This window comes from Azospirillum soli, from assembly GCF_017876165.1.
Taxonomy (GTDB): domain Bacteria; phylum Pseudomonadota; class Alphaproteobacteria; order Azospirillales; family Azospirillaceae; genus Azospirillum; species Azospirillum soli.
In genome coordinates, this window is the sequence record NZ_JAGINQ010000006.1 from 122,062 (window position 1) to 140,982 (window position 18,921).

Consider the following 18,921-nt stretch of genomic DNA (forward strand, 5'->3'; position numbering starts at 1 on the left):
CCCCGGCGCGCATGCCGGAGGCATCAAATGACTGCGGGGAACGACCAGACGCAGCAGCCTGCACGAGGACCGTAGACCCAAAGAAATTCGACCCCTCTAAAATGGGGCCGGAGCGCAGTGGATGCAACCATATGCGCCTTTTGCTTTCCCGAAGCCCGCCGCGTGCCAAGGTTGGGGGCCGAAGGACATGTTCGCCATTGCCGCAAATTAGGCGTGACCCCATATTGTTTTATACACCAACAGATAACGCTGCCAACGGCGGCCTTGGACCAGAAATCCCAAAGCCGAAATCCTAAGGCCTCCCCCAAAGCCAGAACCTTGGGACCGGGACCTTGGGCCTGCCCTTCGGCCGAATTGCGTAGGTTGCGCTGCCTCCCTCATAGTTGTCCGCACGGAAAAGAATTCCCTCCGGAGGACATGCGGCATGCAGCGCGCCCGTCTGGTGGCCGCCTTCCTGGCGTTCGGCGCGCTGTGCATCGGTGTCTCCACGCTGTCGGCGTGGCGCGATCGCATCGCCACGCTGGAGCAGGCGCGACGGGAAGTCACCGCCACCGCCCGCCTGCTGGACGAGCACGCCAGCCGCGCCATCGAGGCGAGCGACGTCGCGCTGCAAAGCTTCATCGACACGCTGGAGCCCTGGGACCTGAAGGACCCCGACATGGGCCGCCGCCTCTGGAACACGCTGCGCGAGCGCGTCCGCGCCATTCCGCAGGTCGGTGCCGCCTGGGTGGTGGACGCGTGGGGCACCGCCGTTCTGGGGACCTGGGAATTCCCGACGCCACCCCACAACTACGCCCACCGGGACTATTTCAAGGCGCATCAGGACGCCTCTCGCGTTCTGTTCCTGGAACCGAGCGCGCCGGGTTCCCGAACGCAGAAGGACCGCTTCACCATTAGCCGCGCCTTCCGCGATGGCGAGGGTCGGGTGCGCGGCGTCGCCGTGGTCGCAATCCACAGCGACCACTTCTCAAATCTGTACGGGCAGACCGGCTGGGGCAACGGTTCCCGGCTGGCGCTTTACACCGCCGGAAAGGAACGGCTGGCGCAATGGCCGCCCGAAGAGAGCGCGCCGCCGCCAGCCGCCGTCTGGCCTGCCCCGGGACAGGCGGAGGCCAGCCCGGCGGTCATCGACGACACGCACGTCACCGCCGCACGCCGGCTGGAAGGCTACCCCGTCGTCGTCGTGGCCAGCCGCCCGCTGGACGAGATCCTGGCCGGCTGGCGGGAACGCACGGTCTGGACGGCGGTCTATGCTGCCTGCGTACTCGCCGGGGCGGCCCTGCTGTTCCTGAACGCGCTGAACGGCATCCGGCGCGAGGCGTCTATGCGGGCCGAACTGGTGCGGAACAACCAAAGCCTGGACGAGCGCGTGCGCCAGCGCACGGCGGAGCTGGAGTCGGCCCTGCGCACGGCGGAAATGGCCAACCTCGCCAAGATGAAGGTGCTGGCGACGGTCAGCCACGACCTGCGCCAGCCGTTGCAGGGGCTCGCCGCCTTCCACGACCTTCTGCTGAAGCAATCGGCCAGTCCCGACCTGCATCGGCTGGGCGCCATGGCGTCCGCCTCCCTGCAAGCGGGGCAGAGGCTGCTCGACGACCTGCTGGCGCTGTCGCGGCTGGAGGCCGGCGTGGTGCCGGTGGAGGAAAGCGCCTTCGCCCTCGGCCCCGTTCTGGACCAGCTGGCGGCCGAGGTGCGGGCGGAGGCGGAGGCCAAACGCCTGCGCCTGACCGTCATGCCGACCAGCGCCTGGGTGCGCAGCGACCCGGCGCGCCTTCAGCAGATCCTGCGCAACCTGCTGTCCAACGCCGTGAAATACACGGAGCGGGGCGGCGTCGTGGTCGGCGTGCGACGGCGCGGCGATCAGGCGCGGATCGAGGTGTGGGACAGCGGCCAGGGCATCCCGGCCGTGGAACTCGGCACCATCTGGGAGGAGTTTTACCAGATCGGCAACCCGGCCCGCGACGGATCGCGCGGGGCCGGGCTGGGCCTGTCCATCGTGGAGCGCACGGCCCGGCTGATGGGGCACAGGCTGGACGTGCGGTCCCGCGTCGGGCGGGGGTCGGTGTTCGCGGTCACCCTGCCCCGCATCGCGACACGGGCCGCGCCCATCGCCCCACCAGTCCCGACAACCGGCAGGACGGCGGCGGGACGTAAGGACAGCCGTCAGGAGGGGCGGCTGCGCGGGCGCCTCGTGCTGGTGGTCGAGGACGACCCCCTGCAACGCAATTCCCTGACCCTGGTGCTGGAACAGGCGGGCGCCCGCGTGGTGGCGGTGGAGACCTTCAACGCGGCGCTGGCCGCCGCGCGGGCGGCGCTGCAGCCCCCCTCGGCGATTCTCAGCGACTACCGCTTGCCGGGCGGCACGGACGGGCTGAGCGGCATCCAGGAATTGCGGGCGACGCTGGGGGTGGAACTGCCGGCGGTGCTGCTGACCGGGGAGCTGTCCTCCGATCTGGCTCGCGCGGCCAAGGCGGCGGGTTGCGCCCTGCTGACCAAGCCGGCCTCCCCCGACAGCATCCTGACGACGCTGGCCGAGATGACCAAGGCTGCCGAGGCCGCTTAACCACGCGTCAGCTTAACCACGCGTCAATGCGGGTGGCGGTGGTGGATGTCCGGGAAATGCGGGTGGGCGTGCACCAGCGGCGCGTGGGCGTGCGGGTGGCTGTGCGGCTCCGGCCCTTCCCAGCCCTCATGCTCGTGCTGGTGATGCTCGTCGTGGGTGTGGCGGTGCTCGTGCTCCGTCGCCTCGTGCCGGTGCTCGTGCTCGTGCCGTTCGACGAGGTGAAGGTAGAGGCCGACGCCCATCAGAGCGGCGGCGGCAACGAAGCGCAGGGTCAGCGGCTCGCCAAAGGCCAGGATCGCGGCGGCGGCTCCGACGAAGGGCGCCAGTGAGAAATAGGCCCCGGTCCGGGCCGAACCGAGATGACGCAGAGCCAGCACGAACAGGGCCAGCGAGATGCCGTAGCCAAGGAAGCCGATCACCGCCGCCCCGGCGAGAAGGCCTGGCGACGGCAGCGCGGCGCCGGCCGACAGGGCGAGCGCGCTGTTCACCACCCCGGCGGCCATCCCCTTGACCATGGCGATCTGGAGCGGATCGGCCGACGACAGCTTGCGCGTCAGGTTATTGTCGATACCCCAGGCGAGGCAGGCGGCGGCGATGAACAGGCCGCCTTGTCCGACACTTTCCGGCCCGCCGTTCCCCCCACCACCCCAGGACAATAGGACGGCACCGGCGAGGATGGCCGCCGCGCCCAGCGCAATGCGCCGGTCCACATTCTCCCGGAACACCACCCAGGCGATGCCCAGCGTGAACAGCCCTTCCAGATTCAGCAGCAGCGAAGCGGTCGAGGCCGGCGTGGTGGACAGGCCCTGCATCAGCAGCACCGGCCCGGCGACGCCTCCGGCCAGCACGACGGCGGCAAGCCATGGCAGATCGCGGCGCGCCAGCGGCGCCTCCGCCGACAGGCCGCCGCGCAGCCGATGAACAAGGTGCAGGACCGCCAACCCCAGCCCGGAGCCGAGATAGAGCAAGCCGGCCAGCATCCACGGCCCGATCTCGCCCAGCAGCGCTTTGGCGAAGGGCGTGCTGGCGCCGAACAGCGCGGCGGAAAGAAGAGCGTAAGCAATGCCTTGCCACCGGTGTGTCACGGTGCGGTTCCCTGGAACGAAGCCGAACGGTTTTGGGCCAAACGGTTTTTGGGAAGATGGTGCAAGGGGTCGGCGCCGTCGAGCGTTTCGCCGCTGGAAACGCCGGCCGACGACGCCCGTTGGAGCAATCCCGGTCCGCGCGCTATAGTCGCCGCATGACCGAAGACCAGCCCGACATCCTGCCCCATATCCTGGTCGTCGACGACGACACCCGCCTGCGTGAACTGCTGCGCAAGTATCTCGCCGGCAACGGCTTTCTGGTGACCACCGCGAAGGATGCCGCCGACGCGCGGGCGAAGCTGGCCGGTCTCGACTTCGACCTGCTGGTGCTCGACATCATGATGCCGGGCGAGAACGGGCTGGAGCTGACCGAATCGCTACGCAAGCAGCGCGACATCCCCATCCTGCTGCTGACCGCGCGGGGCGAGCCGGACGACCGCATCGCCGGGCTGGAGGCGGGCGCCGACGATTATCTCGCCAAGCCCTTCAACCCACGCGAACTGCTGCTGCGCATCAACTCCATCCTGCGCCGGCAGGCCAGCCGCCCGCCGGAACCGGCACCGCCGCAGCCGGTGCGGCTCGGCCCGCTGATCTATCTGCCGGACCGCGACGAGCTGCGCGCTGGCGAGGAGGTCATCCGCCTGACCACGGCGGAGGCCAGCCTGCTGCGCATCCTCGCCGCCTCCCCCGGCATGACCTTCACCCGCGAGGAACTGACCGAGCGCAGCAAGGTCGCCGGCAACGCCCGCACCATCGACGTGCAGGTGACCCGCCTGCGCCGCAAGATCGAGCCCGACCCGCGCGAGCCGCGCTACCTGCACACCGTGCGCGGCGAGGGCTATGTGCTGAGGCCGGATTCATGAGGAACGGTCCCATGAGGAACAGGCCATGAGCGCGGAGACCGCCGCTGGGCCGGCGGCGCCGCGCCGCGGATTGGCGCCGTTGGGGTTGAAGCGGTTCCTGCCGCGCACCCTGTTCGGACGGTCCCTGCTGATCATCGTCACGCCGGTCATCCTGGCCCAGGCGGTGGCGACCTGGATTTTCTACGACCGGCATTGGGAGACGGTGACCAACCGCCTCGCCTTCGGCGTGGCCGGCGACATCGGCATGGTCATCGGCATGCTGGAGCACGACCCGACGCCGGAGGGGCGCAACTGGACGCTCGCCACCACCGCGCGCAGCACCGATCTGATCGTGACGCTGGAGCCCGACCGTACGCTGCCGGAACCGCGCCCGCCGTTGCGCGGCATGCTGGAACGCGCGCTGGGCAAGGCGCTGGACGAGCGCGTGCGGCGGCCCTTCGCCATCAACACCCGCGTCGCGCACGAATGGTACGAGATCCGCGTGCAGATGCCCGACGGCGTGCTGTCCGTCATGTCGCCGGAGCGGCGGCTGTTCAGCCCGACCAGCTACATCTTCATCCTGTGGATGATCGGCTCGGCCAGCGTGCTGTTCACGGTCGCCATCGTCTTCATGCGCAACCAGATTCGCCCCATCAAGCGGCTGGCCGCCGCCGCCGAGGCGCTGGGCAAGGGGCGCGAGGTGCAGAACTTCAAGCCGGAGGGCGCCACCGAGGTGCGGCAGGCGGCCTCCGCCTTCCTGCTGATGCGCGAGCGCATCCAGCGCCAGATCAACCAGCGCACCGAGATGCTGGCCGGCGTCAGCCACGACCTGCGCACGCCGCTGACCCGCATGAAGCTGGCGCTGGACATGCTGGGCGACGGGCCGGAGGTCGAGGAGCTGATGACCGACGTCGCCGAGATGGAGATGATGATCGAAGGCTATCTGGCCTTCGCGCGCGGCGAGGGGACGGAGGCCGTGCAGCCCAGCGATCTGACCCGCATCCTGAACGAGGTCGTGGCCGGCGCCCGGCGTGAGGGAGCGGACGTGATGCTGGACACGCTGGAGGAGGATCTGTTCCTGCCCCTGCGGCCGAACGCCACGCGCCGGTGCCTCGCCAACCTGCTGTCCAACGCGCGGCGTCACGGCACGCGCATCTGGGTGCGGGCGGAACGGCGGCGTGGCGCCATCGACATCGTGATCGACGACGACGGTCCGGGCATTCCCGCCAAGTCGCGCGACGACGTGTTCAAGCCCTTCTTCCGCCTGGACAGCTCGCGCAACCGGGACACGGGCGGCGCCGGCCTGGGCCTGACCATCGCCCGCGACGTGGTGCGCAGCCACGGCGGCGACATCACGCTCGGCGACAGCCCGCACGGCGGATTGCGGGTGCTGGTGCGTTTGCCGCTGTAGGGCAATCGGAAAAGGGCCGTCAGGCCGGCTTCCGCCCGCCGTACACCACGAAGCTCCAGTTCTTGTAGACGCAGTCCACGTCGGCGAAGCCGGCCTCGGTCAGCCAGCGAAGCTGATCGGCGAGCGGGGCCATGCGGTCGAAGGTCTGGCGCTGGCGGGCGGCCGCGAATTCCGCATCACCGACTCCGTTGGCGCGGACCTGCCGCACCCAGGTCTCGTCATAAAGCTTGGCGAGCGCCGGAGTCGGCCCTTCCGCCTGATCGGCGTTGACGAAGCGCCCGCCGGGGGCGAGCACCGCGAAAATCCGCCGGAACAGCGCCTGCTTGGCCGGATGCTCCAGATGGTGGATCGACAGGGCGGAGACCACCGCGTCGTAGGGACCGCCGAGGTCGCCGTCGATGTAGTCGGCGGTGCGGAACTCCACGTTCGTGTCCCCTTCGAACCGGCGGCACGCCACGGCAAGCATGTCGTCGGCGAGGTCAAGCAGCGTGATGCGGGCGGCCGGGAACCGCTCGCGCACGAAGGCGGACAGCAGGCCGGTGCCGGCCCCGAGGTCGAGGACCCGCAGAGGCGCACCGGACGGATCGCCGAGCAGCGCCGCCGCCGTCCCGTAGAAGTCGTCGAAGCAGGGAATCAGCGCGCGCCGCAGCCCGTCATACTGCGGGGCGGCGCGGTTGAAGGAGTCGGCGATGCTCACGATCCGGGTTCCTCAGTAAAGGCGCCCGCCGTTGGGGACGGTCTGGCCGGGACCGACGAGGACGACCTCCCCCTCGGCATCGGGCAGGCCCAGGCACAGAACCTCGCTGGTGAAGGGGCCGATGCGCTTGGGCGGAAAATTCACCACGGCGAGAACCTGCCGGCCGACCAGCTCATCCAGGGCGTAATGGCGGGTGATCTGGGCCGAGCTGCGCTTGGTGCCGATCTCCGGGCCGAAATCGACGGTCAGCTTGTAGGCGGGCTTGCGCGCCTCCGGAAAGGGTTCGGCCGCCGTGATGGTGCCGACGCGGATGTCCACCTTCAGGAAGTCGTCGTAGGTGATGGTCACGGTCTTTCCCTGGCCCGTTGGTTCGTTGCGGGCAAGGCTAGCACCGGTTCCGGAAACGCGAAAGGGCCGCCCGGTGGGCGGCCCTTTGCGGGAAACGTCCGAAGGCGGAGCGTTCGCGTGCGAGCCGACGCTTACTTGCGGGCCGACTGGGTCTTGGCGATGGCGGCCTTGACCTCGTCCAGGCTCTCCGACACGCGCTTGGAGAGGATCTCGGCGGCTTCGCTGTTGGACTTGGCAACCAGTTCGGCCAGCTCGCGGGCGTTGGCCAGCGCCTTTTCGAAGGCGGCCTTGGCCAGTTCGGTCTGCTTGGCGGCCTTCTCCTCCGGGGTGCCGGCGGCGACGACCTGGTTGACGTAGTTGCTGCTCTCTTCCACCGACGCGCGGAGGATTTCCGCCTGACGGCGGAGCACGGCCTGCAGCCCTTCGATCGCCAGCTGGTTGGCGGCGGTCACCGCCTCGATGTTCTTGCGCTGGCTAGCCATAATGGCTTCGACGTCAAGACCGGGGACCTTGAAATCGCCCAGCGTCTTGGAAATGTCGAAATCGAGGAACGGGTTACCGGACGACTGCTTGGCCATGTTTCTCACCCCCGACGAAAGGTTTTATCAGCATATTGCGGCGCAACATACCTGAAGCGCGACTATGCAGAGCGCCGAAAAGATAGTCAACGCGTTTGTGCAACGCAACAAACTTTACGCCGCAGCCGACACACCTTCAACCGGCGGGCGCGTCGGCGGGTTCCGCCGGACCTGATCCTTGGGTGCCTGATGCTTGGGTTCTTGATGCTTGCGGTCTCCGCCGGAGAGTCGCGGCCCACCGCTCCGCCCGGCGCAGTTCGGCGTCCAGCGCCGCCATGGTGCGGGCGAGGTCGGCGGTGTCGTCCTCCAGGAACACGCGCATGACGCGCGCCTGAACGGCGCCGAGACCGGCGGTCAGCAACGCCCCGCCGCGCCCGTCCGCCTCCACCCCGGCGGCGCGCAGCATCCAGGCCATGGACCGCCCGAAGTGGCGGGAGAAGGCCAGTGCGGTCAGCGGCTCCGCCCGCAGGTCGCGGACGACGGCGCGCAGGCCGTCGCGGTAGGGCAGCAGCGCGTCATAGCGCCGCATCATCACATCGAACAGGCGGTCGCGGGCGCCCTCCTCCTCGTCGAAGGGCATGTCGCCGGCCAGCACGGCGGTGTCGGCGATCCGCGAGACGGCGGCCAGCACGTCGGCACGGTCGGGATAGCGCCGGTAGAAGCGGTCGAGCGCCACCCCGGACGCCCGCGCCACCTCCAGCAGGCCGGTGCGGCGCCACCCCTTCTCCGCCGCGAGACGCATGGCGGCCTCGGCCACCCGGTGGTCGAGGTCGTCGGGGGTGGACTCGGGCGTGGGCGAATCGTCCGTGGCGGTGTCGTTGATGGACATGAAAAGCCTCGTCGTTTGACGAGAGCTTATGTGGGGGCGCCGATCCTCAGGAGACAGGGGGGCCGGCCGCGCAGGCCAGAACGGCCCCCGGATGAAGCCGTCACTTGCAGAAGGGGAACGGCTCGACGCGCTTCATGTAGGAGGGAATCCAATAGCAGTGGCCCGACGGGTCCGGCAGGCGGCGGGCCTCGATGACCGGCCAGACATGGGCCACCACGACGACCAGCGCCACCGTGCCGTATATCCAGCGGCGCGGCTTGGCGCGTTCCAGCAGGCCAGGAAAGCGCACCAGAACCCAGGCGGCGGACAGCGCGGCCAGGGGATCCGTGTAGGCCGCGTAAGCACGCTGGAACCCGCGCAGGGAGAACAGTGCCTCCAGCCCCCAGGCGACCAGCAGCAGAAACACCGCCTGGAACGCGGCCAGCCGCTCGCCCCGGCGCCACAGGACGAACGCCCCGGCCAGCGCGAACCACTCCACGACGATGGTCTGCGGGATGTTGTCGGGGTGCAGCACGATGGTGCGGATCGCCAGCGTGCGCCACACGCCCTTTGCCAGCAGCATGAACAGGCTGTCGGACAGGATCTGCTCCTGCCCCTGGAGCGCTGTCTGGTGCTTCCAGGAGGAGAAGACAAACATATGCTCGATCAGGTTCGACACGGCGATGACGTTCTGTTCGTGCGGGCGGATGGTCAGCGCGAGCACGCCGAGCGCCAGACCCAGGGCGACCGCGCCCATGCAGGCCAGCGCGTGGGCCGGGCGCACGCGCCAGACGGCGGCGTAAACCGCCATGGCGAGGAACACCCAGCCGACGATCACGCCCTGGTACAGGCCGGACAGCCCGCCGCCGACGCTGCGGTAGGGATAGAGCGACTGCCCGGCGCTGGCGATGCCGTGCTGGATCAGGCCGACGGCGGGAAGCGCGGCGACGGCGGCAAGCAGGGCCAGGACGCCCGCAACCAGCCAGGAGCCCGCTTCACCCGTGAAGCGCCGGCCGAAGACGAGCGCGATGACCGGAATGCCCATCGCCAGAAAGATCGCCTGAATCTTGGTGACAACCGCGAGCGACGCGAGCAGCCCCCCAAGCGCGAGCAGCGCGACCGGACGCCATCCCGGCGCCGTGCGCACCGCGACCAGCACGAGCAGAAGCGCCGTCACCACGAAGGACGCCGAGAGCAGGTCGGTGCGCATCTGCCGCGCCTGGGTGGTCACACCGATGCCGAAGGCCAGGACAACCGCGGCGAGAATCGCGATGCACCGATCGCCGACCAGCGAACGGACCAGCGTCGCGTAGACCAGGACGAAACCCGTGGTGATGGCGATGGACAGCGCCCGCCCGGCCTCCACCAGCGTCTGCCACGCGGCGGCGTAAGCGGCGGTGTCGGCGACCGGCGGCAGGGCCGACAGCGTGATGATGGGCATCAGCCCCAGCGCGTGCAGCAGCCGATACCAGCCCGCGATCACCAGGAAATAGGTGTAACCGGGGTGGTCGAAATACTCCTGCGGCAGGCCTTCGTTGAACAGCAGCCCGTGATAGGCCAGCACGAGATCCTGGTCGGCGTGCGCCCAGTAGGGCAGCCGGAACCCGACCGCCAGCGACGACGCCACCATCAGGACGGCAAGCGCCGCGCACAGCACCCACCAGGGACGGGCCTGGGGATTGGAGACGGTGAAGACGGCGGTCCGGTCGGTGGAGGTCATGCGGAACTCGGGCGTTGGGTCTGGCGGCGTTGTGCACGAATCCGGTCGGTTTGGGAACCGCCACGATGCTTGGCTGTTGGATGCGAGCCACAACTCTGGATCGAAGGAGCTTTGCCGCGCCAATGCCAGATCCCGACGACCGCCCCCCGCTCCGCACCGCCGATTCCGCCGCCCAATCCGCCACGCAATCCACCGCCCAATCAACCGACGGCAAGACACCCCCGACCGGCCGCGCGCTCGTCATCCTGCCGTTGCTGCCCGGCGCTCCGGATACGGCGCGGCAGCCGGAGGCCCGGTTGGCCGAGGCCATCGGGTTGGCGCAGGCGATCCGGCTGGAGGTGCCGCACGCGGAGGTGATCCGGATCGCGCGGACCGACCCGGCGACCCTGTTCGGGCGCGGCACGGCGGAGCGCATCGGCGGTCTGGTGGAGGCTTTCCACGCCGATCTGGTGGTCATCGACCACGCGCTGTCCCCGGTGCAGCAGCGCAATCTGGAACGGATGTGCATGGCCAAGGTGATCGACCGTACCGGCCTGATCCTGGAAATCTTCGGGGAGCGCGCCCACACCCGCGAGGGCCAGTTGCAGGTGGAGCTGGCGGCGCTCACCTACCAGCGTTCCCGGCTGGTGCGGTCCTGGACCCACCTGGGCCGGCAGCGCGGCGGCTTCGGCTTCCTGGGCGGTCCCGGCGAAAGCCAGCTGGAGTTGGACCGGCGCCTGATCGCCGAGCGCATCACCCGCCTGAAGCGGGAACTGGAGGAGGTCCGGCGCACCCGCACCCTGCACCGCGCCGCCCGCCAGCGCGGCGCCACGCCGCTGGTTGCCCTGGTCGGCTACACCAACGCCGGCAAGTCCACCCTGTTCAACCGGCTGTCCGGCGCCGACGTGACGGCGGAGGACATGCTGTTCGCCACGCTGGACCCGACCGTGCGTCAGGTTCCCCTGCCCTCCGGGCGGACCATCGCGCTGTCCGACACGGTGGGTTTCGTGTCCGACTTGCCGACCCAGCTGGTCGCCGCCTTCCGCGCCACGCTGGAGGAGGTGCAGGCGGCCGACCTGATCCTGCACGTCCGCGACGCGTCCCACCCCGACACCGACGCGCAGAAGGAGGACGTCCAGGCCGTGCTGGCCGACCTGGGCATCGACGCGGAGAACGACCAGCGCGTCATTGAGGTGCTGAACAAGATCGACCAGATGCCGGCCACGGCGCGCGGTGCGCTGACCCTGCGGCTCGCCAATCAGCGGATGATCGAAGGCGCGGAACGCGCGGTCGCCGTGTCGGCCCTGACCGGGATGGGGCTGGACGACCTGCGCGAGCTGCTGGACCACCGCCTGTCCAGCGAGCGCCGCGTGGTGGAGCTGGACGTGCCGCTCAGCGACGGCCGGGCGCTGGCCTGGCTCTACGAGCACGGGCAGGTGCTCGACCGCCGTGACGAGGACAGCGTGGCCCACCTGCGCGTGGCGCTCGACCAGGCGGACGTCGCACGGTTCGAAAACCAGTTCGCAGGGTAGAAAAACGATAGGTCCACCATGCGCGAGGTGCGGATCGAATCACTGATCGACTACATCGACTTCATTTCCGGCCTGTCGGAGCACACGGTCAGCTACCGGGGTTCCAAGGACCCGGTGGAGGACATGAAGCCGACCGTGGTCCGCAGTTGGCAGCGCAACCGGGCCATCCGCGCCGACACCCGCCGCGCCCGCGAACCGCTGGAGCTGTGGGAGTATGAGGAGCGGCTGATCGAGAATTTCCAGCGACAGTCGCTTCCCTTTCTGGAAACGACGCCCGGCTGCCATCTCAATTGGCTGGCGGTGGCGCAGCACCACCAGTTGCCGACGAGGCTGCTGGACTGGACGCGAAACCCGCTGATCGCGCTCTATTTCGCGGTCAACAACCGGGGCCGCTACGCCAAGCCGGAACATTGGGCGGATGTTTACGTCTTCCTGTGGGAGGTCAGCGATCACGTGGACAGCCACCGCCACATGCTGCCGCTCGACAAGCTGCCCGCCATGAAGCCGCGCGGAAAGGGCCGGATCGCCCCCGCCGAGAACAACGACGATGCGGATCGGATCCAGGCCGACGCGGTCCATCTGTTCAGCCCGCCGAACCTATCCTCCCGGATTGCCTCGCAGGAGGGTCTGTTCAGCTTCGAGGAACAGCTGTCAGAAACGTCTTTTCCCGATCTCGCGGAGCGGGAGGGGTTGCGGCTCACGCGCATCACGGTGCCCGGCCCCGCGCGGCTGGACATCCTGAAGCACCTCAACCGACTGGGCGTTGAAACCGGCAAGCTGTTCCCCGATCTGCCGGGGCTCTGCGCGCATCAGAAGTGGGTCGCGGAATGGCTGTGGTGAGGAGACGAGTTGCATGAGCGACATCAACCAACGCATCGAGCGCCGCGCCCACGAAATCTGGGAGCGCGAAGGCAAGCCGCACGGCAAGCACGACGAACATTGGGCGCAGGCCGAGGCCGAAATCCGCGCCGAGGCCCAGTCTGAAAAGGCCGGAACGGAAAAGCCGGCCAAGGCTGCGGGCAAAGGCAAGACGGCCACAAAGGCCGCCGCGAAGCCGAAGAACGGCGGCTCCGGAGAAGGCAAGGCCGGCGAGAGCAAGAGCGGCGTCAAGCGCGGCACGCGCGCGGCGGCGGAGAACCTGTCGGCGGTCGCCGCCGGCCGGACCGAGCAGACCGGGACTACCAAGACCGGCGGGCAGATCTCGCGCGGCGGCGCCTCGCGCGGGAAGACCGCCAAGGCCGCCAAGAAGGACGCTTCGCCGTAACCCCCCGCACCTGCGGGCGCGGGACTGCTCTGCGCAACGGAAGTCTGGTTTCTACCCCTCGGGATTGCTAGTGTTGCGGCCCACTTGACCCCGCACGCAATGTTCGATCCTTCGAGGTAGACCCATGCCGCATTATCGCTCCCGCACCTCCACGCACGGCCGCAACATGGCGGGCGCGCGCGGCCTTTGGCGCGCGACGGGCATGAAGGACGGCGATTTCGGCAAGCCGATCATCGCCATCGCCAACTCCTTCACGCAGTTCGTGCCGGGCCACGTCCACCTGAAGGATCTGGGCCAGCTGGTCGCCCGCGAGATCGAGAAGGCCGGCGGCGTCGCCAAGGAATTCAACACCATCGCCGTGGATGACGGCATCGCCATGGGCCACGACGGCATGCTTTACAGCCTGCCCTCGCGCGAGCTGATCGCCGACGCCGTGGAATACATGGTCAACGCCCACTGCGCCGACGCGCTGGTCTGCATCTCCAACTGCGACAAGATCACGCCGGGCATGCTGATGGCCGCCATGCGGCTGAACATCCCGGCCGTCTTCGTGTCGGGTGGCCCGATGGAGGCCGGCAAGGTCAACTGGCGCGGCAAGACCAAGTCCGTGGACCTGATCGACGCCATGATCGCCGCCGCCGACCCGACCGTGTCGGACGAGGAGGCGGCGGAGATGGAGCGCGGCTCCTGCCCGACCTGCGGGTCCTGCTCGGGCATGTTCACCGCCAACTCCATGAACTGCCTGACCGAGGCGCTGGGCCTGTCGCTGCCGGGCAACGGCACCATCCTGGCGACCCACGCCGACCGCAAGGAGCTGTTCCTCGCCGCCGGCCGCATGGCGGTGGAGCTGTGCCGCCGCTGGTACCAGGAGGAGGACGCCACCGCCCTGCCGCGCGGCATCGCCACCTTCGAGGCGTTCGAGAACGCCATGACGCTGGACATCGCCATGGGCGGCTCCACCAACACGGTGCTGCACCTGCTGGCCGCCGCGCAGGAAGGCGGGGTCGATTTCACCATGGCCGACATCGACCGGCTGTCGCGCCGCGTCCCCAACGTCTGCAAGGTCGCTCCGGCCGTTGCGGACGTGCACATCGAGGACGTGCACCGCGCCGGCGGCATCTTCGGCATCCTGGGCGAGCTTGACCGTGCCGGCCTGCTGAACCGCGACGTGCCGATGGTGCACGCCAAGACGCTGGGCGAGGCCATCGAGCGCTGGGACGTGACGCGCACCCAGGACCAGGGCGTCCACACCATGTACAAGGCCGCCCCCGGCGGCATCCCGACCACCATCGCCTTCAGCCAGGAAAAGCGCTGGCCGGAGCTGGACCTGGACCGCGAGAAGGGCGTCATCCGCTCGGCCGAGCACGCCTTCAGCAAGGACGGCGGCCTCGCCGTGCTGTTCGGCAACGTCGCCGAGAAGGGCTGCATCGTGAAGACGGCGGGCGTGGACGAGTCCATCCTGACCTTCGCCGGCCCGGCCCGCGTGTTCGAAAGCCAGGACGAGGCGGTCGAGGCCATCCTGGGCGACAAGGTGAAGCCGGGCGACATCGTGATCGTCCGCTACGAAGGCCCGCGCGGCGGCCCCGGCATGCAGGAGATGCTGTACCCGACCAGCTATCTGAAGTCGAAGGGCCTCGGCAAGGTCTGCGCCCTGGTGACGGACGGCCGCTTCTCCGGCGGGTCGTCGGGCCTGTCCATCGGCCACGTCTCGCCGGAAGCGGCGCAGGGCGGCACCATCGGTCTGGTCGAGGAAGGCGACCGCATCGAGATCGACATCCCCAACCGCCGCATCACGCTGGCCGTGCCGGACGAGGAGCTGGCCCGCCGCCGCGACGCCATGAACGCCAAGGGAACCGCCGCCTGGAAGCCGGCGACGCGCAACCGCATCGTCTCCCCGGCGCTGCGCGCCTACGCCGCGCTGACCACCAGCGCCGACCGGGGCGCGGTTCGCGACGTATCCCAGGTCGAGGGCATCGCCGTCCAGCGCTGAGCCGGAGGGCCGGAGGCGAATCGGAGAACGGCCTGCACCGGCCGTTCTCCGTCGCCCGTTGCAACCGTATGCAGGAAGGGACGGCGCCGTACACAAATGCGGCGCCGTTCTCTCGTAATGCTCGCCCAATACATACGGGCGTATGCAATCGCGACGGCTCTTCGAAAAGAATCGCGTGGAAATTGGTTCCATATCTACAAAGAATGAATTGCATGCCCTAATATGTCTGTGAAAGGTCCGCGGGGGGCCTTGAATGGCGGACACGCATTTGGGATCGCAGGAATTGCCGGAACCGCTGCCCGGAGAGGCCGCGAATGGAAGCGCGTTATCGCGCCCGGATTCTGTCCGCCCGGACCAAAGCCGTGAGGCCGCGATCCGCCGCACCCCGGCGGAACGCAAGGTCGTCACCGTCCTGTTCGCCGACATCGTCGAATCCTCGGCCATGGTGTCCGGGCGCGACCCGGAGGAGGCCGATCAGGCGCTGCTCGCCATTCTGCAGATTCTGACCGACGGGGTCGGCCGCTACGGCGGCACCATTGCGCAGATGCTGGGCGACGGCATGATGGCCGTGTTCGGCGCCCCGTCAGCGTTGGAGGACCACGCGCTGCGCGCCTGCCTCGCCGCCCAGGACATCGCCCGCGCGGCCATCGAGTCCGGCGAGTTCAAGGTGCGCGTCGGCATCAGCTCCGGCGAGGTGGTGGCCCAGATCGTCGAGAGCGGCGTGTGGAGCGACTACCGCACCGTGGGCGAGACCGTGCACATCGCCGCCAAGCTGCAACAGCGCGCCGAACCCAACACCGTTCTTCTCAGCCGGGAGACGCGAGACCTCGTGCCGGCCGGGCTGGAGGTGCGCCCGGCGGGCGTGCTGCGGCTTGCGGCGTCGGCCGAACCGGTGCCCGCCTACGCGCTGGAATCCGCGCGCGCCATGCGGCGCACCGCCATGGACCTGCTGTCGTCCGACGCCAGCCTGTTCGTCGGCCGCCGCCGCGAACTGGACGAACTGACCGGAGCCCTGCGCCGCGCCGAGGAGGGGGCGGGCAGCCTCATCCTGCTGACCGGCGAGGCCGGCATCGGCAAGTCGCGCCTGACCGGTGAACTGACGCGCGGCTCCGCGGCGTCCGGATTCGGCGTGGTGCAGTGGCCGCAATTCCCGATCCGCCGCCTGGGCGAGCCGGACGACCTGGAAGCGGTGGCGCGCAGCCTCGCCCTGCTGGTGGCCGGAAGCGCGACCGGTGAAGGCCCGGCCCTGGTCGCCGCCGCCGCCGAGCGCGGCGCCGGAGAACTGGCCGGCGAGGCGGTGCGCGAGCTTTTCGGCACGCCCTCCTTCCACCCGCTGTGGCAGGGGCTGGATCAGGCCCAGAAGGTGGATTTCAGCATCGAGGGCCTGGTCGCCGCCATCCTCGACCTGTCCTACGAACGCCCGTTGCTGGTCCTGGTCGAGGATGCGCACTGGACGCGCGGCCTGACCAACCGGCTGCTCGACTCGCTGGCCGGCGCGGTGGAGGAAGCGCGCGTGCTCGTGCTGGTCACCGCCCGGCTGGACACGCCCGGCGGCTGGACCGCCCCGGACCACGTCCGGCGCGTCGCGCTGGAACCGCTCGAATCGATGCAGATCGACGAGTTCCTCGACCATTGGCTGGGCCATCACCCGTCGCTGGCCGAGTTGAAGGCGCGCGTCGGGGCGCAGAGCCAGGGCGTGCCGCTCTATTTGGAGGAGTCGCTGCGCGCGCTGGAATCGGCGGGCGCCATCGTCGGCAGCCCCGGCCAGTACGAGCAGGGCAACGCCGACGCCAAGGTCGTCCTGCCCGCCACCGTGCACGGCCTGCTGGCGGCCCGCATCGACTCGCTGGAGCCGCTGACGCGCCGCACGCTGCTGCACGCTGCGGTGATCGGCACCTCCGTCGATCTGGACCTGCTGCGGCACATCGCGCCGGTGCCGTCCACCGACCTGCCGGCACTGCTGGAGCGGCTGGAGCGGGATGGATTCTTCGCCCGCTCCCGCCTGCTGCCCAACATGGAGGTCGCCTTCCGCCACGCGCTGGTGCAGGAGGTCGCCTACGCCACCCTGACCAAGCGGGAGCGCCAGCCGCTGCACGGGCGTGTTCTGCGCGCCCTGCGCAAGCGCCATGACCGCGATCTGCCGGCCCGCATTGAGTTGATGGCCCACCACGCCTTCTTCGCCGAGGACTGGCCGGCCGCCTGCGCCTACGGTCGCCGCGCCGGCCAGCGGGCGGAAGGGCGATGCCGGCACGGCGATGCCGGTCGGTTCTACACCAACGCGCTGAAGGCGCTGGAGCATCTGCCGGAGACGCGGCGCAACGCGTTGCGCCGGATCGACTTGTGGATCGCCGTTCCCCGCATCCTGCTGCCGCAGGGGCGCCAGGGCGCTGATACCTTGCTCGATAAGGCGCGCGAGTTGGCCTTGTCCATCGGTGATGGCACACGTTACGCCCACGCCTCGTCAATGCTAGCCTCTTTCCAATGGGTCTACGGTGATCTGGACAAGGGCATCGCGCTATCAAGAGACGCGCTGGCGCGCCTAGACAAGGGTAGCAGCGCCCAGGCCCGAATCCAGGTGCTGATGCGGATGGGCGGGATGCTCACCGACAAGGGGCTTTACGTCGAAGCCTACGAAGTTCTGAAAGAGGTGAGTGCCCTTGCCACAGCCGCCGACCTTCACGGACGTTTTGGCCTGACCGGCGTGGCCGCCGCTGCCGCCGCTGCTTACAAGGCGCGCTGCCTTGTGGAATTCGGCGACCAGGACGAAGCGGTGCGCCATGCCCAAACGGCCGTAGGCATCGCAGAAGAGGTCGGCCATGCCTTCACCAACGCCGTTGCGAATCTCTATCTTGGCCTGACACACCTTGGCATTGGGCAGTTCAAAATGGCCATTCCGCCGTTGAAGACCGCCCTCACCATCACAGAGGCCACACGCCTGCACATCTATCAGCCGTTGACGCTGGGCGCGCTTGGCTTCGCACTGGTCCGCTCAGGATCCAGGGCCGAGGGGACCGCGCTGCTGAATGCAAGCCTGGAACACTCGCGCATGCTGAACCAGTCCGTGCCGAAGCCGCAAATCCTGAACTGGATCTCGGAGACGGCGATGGACACCGCCCAATACGAGGTGGCGATCCAAGCAGCGGAAGAGGCCTTATCCACAGCGCGTCGTACGGGCCAACGCGCTGACGAGGCGCGGGCACTGCTAACCCTGGCCCGAACCTTCCTGGTTATGTCGCGCACAGCCGACGCCTTGCCGCTCCTTGATGAGGCGGAACGGCTCGGGCGCGACTTATCCATGGCCGTCCTGCTGGCCCGCAGCACGGAAAGCCGGCGCAAGATGGAAGCCGCGCCTCAGGCCTGAGAGACGGATTTCAGCGCACAGCCGTCACACGGCCAGCACAGCGCAACCCGCATCGCCTTTCCGGAAATGGTTCAGCACGTATACGCGCACGCTCGTGGCGAAGGGAATGCCTTCGGTGCGGCTACCGTGGATTTCCGTGCACAACGCTTCAAGCGTCAGGCCCTTTTGCTGGGCAATTTCCTTCAGCCCATCCCAGACCGTCGCCTCCAGACGGAGGCTGGCGCGGCGTCCGCCCACCAGCACCGACCGCGATACCACGGCGGGCGGGGCCGTGAGGCTGCTGAGGTCAGCCATGTCATCAAGGCTGCGCGGTATGCGGCGGTCCATTTTCATCGTGGCGCTCCTGTCAGCAGGTTGGGCGAGCGGTAAGGCGCAAGTGCGCGCGGGTGACCGTTTTGTACCGCCTGCACCACCTCCCGGCGTGTGAAGTTCTTCACAGTCCGGACGGCCCTTTCGGCCTGAAGTATCGGCATACCGCAGTACTCGCGGACCTCGCCGAACTTCAGCCAAGGAGCAGCGTCCATGACCACCGCCATCAACCAGACCGCCCTCATTCGTGGCGCCGACGGCCGTCTCTTCTCCGTTTCCGCCCAGGGCGTTGCCGAGGTTGCTGAGCAGGCTGCCGAACTGACCGCCGCCACCCGTCTGGCCGATCGCGGCTTCAACAACGACGACCATCAGGCCGGCCGCTATCTGGTCACTCCGGGCCTCTGATCGGCGGGTTCACCCTGCGACTTCGGGCC

16 protein-coding genes are annotated in these 18,921 nt (G+C 69.0%); 9 read left to right on the top strand and 7 right to left on the bottom strand.

The annotated features are described in order from the left end of the window. The first annotated feature begins 424 nt into the window (after positions 1-424). On the top strand, positions 425-2,563 hold the full coding sequence (locus J2852_RS11755) for an ATP-binding protein (protein WP_209875539.1): 2,139 nt from the start codon (positions 425-427) through the stop codon (positions 2,561-2,563). A 23-nt stretch (positions 2,564-2,586) separates the two neighbouring features. Here the strand turns inward: J2852_RS11755 and J2852_RS11760 are convergent, their stop codons facing one another. After that, positions 2,587-3,648, bottom strand: coding sequence for a DMT family transporter (locus tag J2852_RS11760; protein WP_209875541.1), 1,062 nt, complete (start codon positions 3,646-3,648; stop codon positions 2,587-2,589). A 155-nt stretch (positions 3,649-3,803) separates the two neighbouring features. On the opposite strand from J2852_RS11760, the gene J2852_RS11765 reads away from it, so the two are divergent. Further along, the gene (locus J2852_RS11765) at positions 3,804-4,511 is read left to right on the top strand and encodes a response regulator (protein ID WP_209875543.1); all 708 of its coding nucleotides are present in this window, start codon (positions 3,804-3,806) and stop codon (positions 4,509-4,511) included. 25 nt (positions 4,512-4,536) lie between these two features. Beyond that, positions 4,537-5,901, top strand: coding sequence for an ATP-binding protein (locus tag J2852_RS11770; RefSeq protein WP_209875545.1), 1,365 nt, complete (start codon positions 4,537-4,539; stop codon positions 5,899-5,901). Between the two features lie 19 nt (positions 5,902-5,920). On the opposite strand, the gene J2852_RS11775 is transcribed toward J2852_RS11770, so the two are convergent. The 5 genes from J2852_RS11775 to J2852_RS11795 all read right to left on the bottom strand — a co-directional run bounded on the left by J2852_RS11775 (position 5,921) and on the right by J2852_RS11795 (position 10,052). Continuing rightward, positions 5,921-6,598 (bottom strand): methyltransferase domain-containing protein, encoded by a 678-nt coding sequence (locus J2852_RS11775; RefSeq protein WP_343206725.1) that lies wholly within the window; start codon positions 6,596-6,598, stop codon positions 5,921-5,923. Positions 6,599-6,610: 12 nt separating this feature from the next. Continuing rightward, the gene (locus tag J2852_RS11780; RefSeq protein ID WP_209875547.1) at positions 6,611-6,946 is read right to left on the bottom strand and encodes a tRNA-binding protein; all 336 of its coding nucleotides are present in this window, start codon (positions 6,944-6,946) and stop codon (positions 6,611-6,613) included. A 131-nt stretch (positions 6,947-7,077) separates the two neighbouring features. Next, positions 7,078-7,524: a phasin family protein gene (locus tag J2852_RS11785; RefSeq protein ID WP_209875549.1), complete on the bottom strand. Its 447-nt coding sequence runs from the start codon at positions 7,522-7,524 to the stop codon at positions 7,078-7,080. Between the two features lie 136 nt (positions 7,525-7,660). Beyond that, positions 7,661-8,353 (bottom strand): helix-turn-helix domain-containing protein, encoded by a 693-nt coding sequence (locus tag J2852_RS11790; RefSeq protein ID WP_209875552.1) that lies wholly within the window; start codon positions 8,351-8,353, stop codon positions 7,661-7,663. Positions 8,354-8,453: 100 nt separating this feature from the next. Further along, positions 8,454-10,052, bottom strand: coding sequence for a glycosyltransferase family 39 protein (locus tag J2852_RS11795; protein WP_209875554.1), 1,599 nt, complete (start codon positions 10,050-10,052; stop codon positions 8,454-8,456). Positions 10,053-10,174: 122 nt separating this feature from the next. Between J2852_RS11795 and hflX the strand changes: the two genes are divergently transcribed. The 5 genes from hflX to J2852_RS11820 all read left to right on the top strand — a co-directional run bounded on the left by hflX (position 10,175) and on the right by J2852_RS11820 (position 18,178). Then, on the top strand, positions 10,175-11,563 hold the full coding sequence (hflX, locus tag J2852_RS11800; RefSeq protein ID WP_209875556.1) for a GTPase HflX: 1,389 nt from the start codon (positions 10,175-10,177) through the stop codon (positions 11,561-11,563). Between the two features lie 18 nt (positions 11,564-11,581). Further along, positions 11,582-12,403 carry an FRG domain-containing protein gene (locus tag J2852_RS11805; RefSeq protein WP_209875558.1) on the top strand — a complete coding sequence of 274 codons (822 nt, stop codon included), beginning with the start codon at positions 11,582-11,584 and terminating at the stop codon, positions 12,401-12,403. 13 nt (positions 12,404-12,416) lie between these two features. Then, complete coding sequence (locus J2852_RS11810; protein ID WP_209875560.1) at positions 12,417-12,827, top strand: DUF2934 domain-containing protein; 411 nt, start codon at positions 12,417-12,419, stop codon at positions 12,825-12,827. Between the two features lie 124 nt (positions 12,828-12,951). Further along, positions 12,952-14,817 carry a dihydroxy-acid dehydratase gene (gene ilvD, locus J2852_RS11815; protein ID WP_209875562.1) on the top strand — a complete coding sequence of 622 codons (1,866 nt, stop codon included), beginning with the start codon at positions 12,952-12,954 and terminating at the stop codon, positions 14,815-14,817. A 253-nt stretch (positions 14,818-15,070) separates the two neighbouring features. Beyond that, the gene (locus J2852_RS11820) at positions 15,071-18,178 is read left to right on the top strand and encodes an ATP-binding protein (protein WP_209875563.1); all 3,108 of its coding nucleotides are present in this window, start codon (positions 15,071-15,073) and stop codon (positions 18,176-18,178) included. Positions 18,179-18,202: 24 nt separating this feature from the next. Here the strand turns inward: J2852_RS11820 and J2852_RS11825 are convergent, their stop codons facing one another. Further along, complete coding sequence (locus J2852_RS11825; protein ID WP_209875565.1) at positions 18,203-18,511, bottom strand: ribbon-helix-helix domain-containing protein; 309 nt, start codon at positions 18,509-18,511, stop codon at positions 18,203-18,205. A gap of 189 nt (positions 18,512-18,700) precedes the next feature. On the opposite strand from J2852_RS11825, the gene J2852_RS11830 reads away from it, so the two are divergent. Beyond that, positions 18,701-18,892, top strand: coding sequence for a hypothetical protein (locus J2852_RS11830; protein WP_209875567.1), 192 nt, complete (start codon positions 18,701-18,703; stop codon positions 18,890-18,892). Positions 18,893-18,921: the final 29 nt, after the last annotated feature.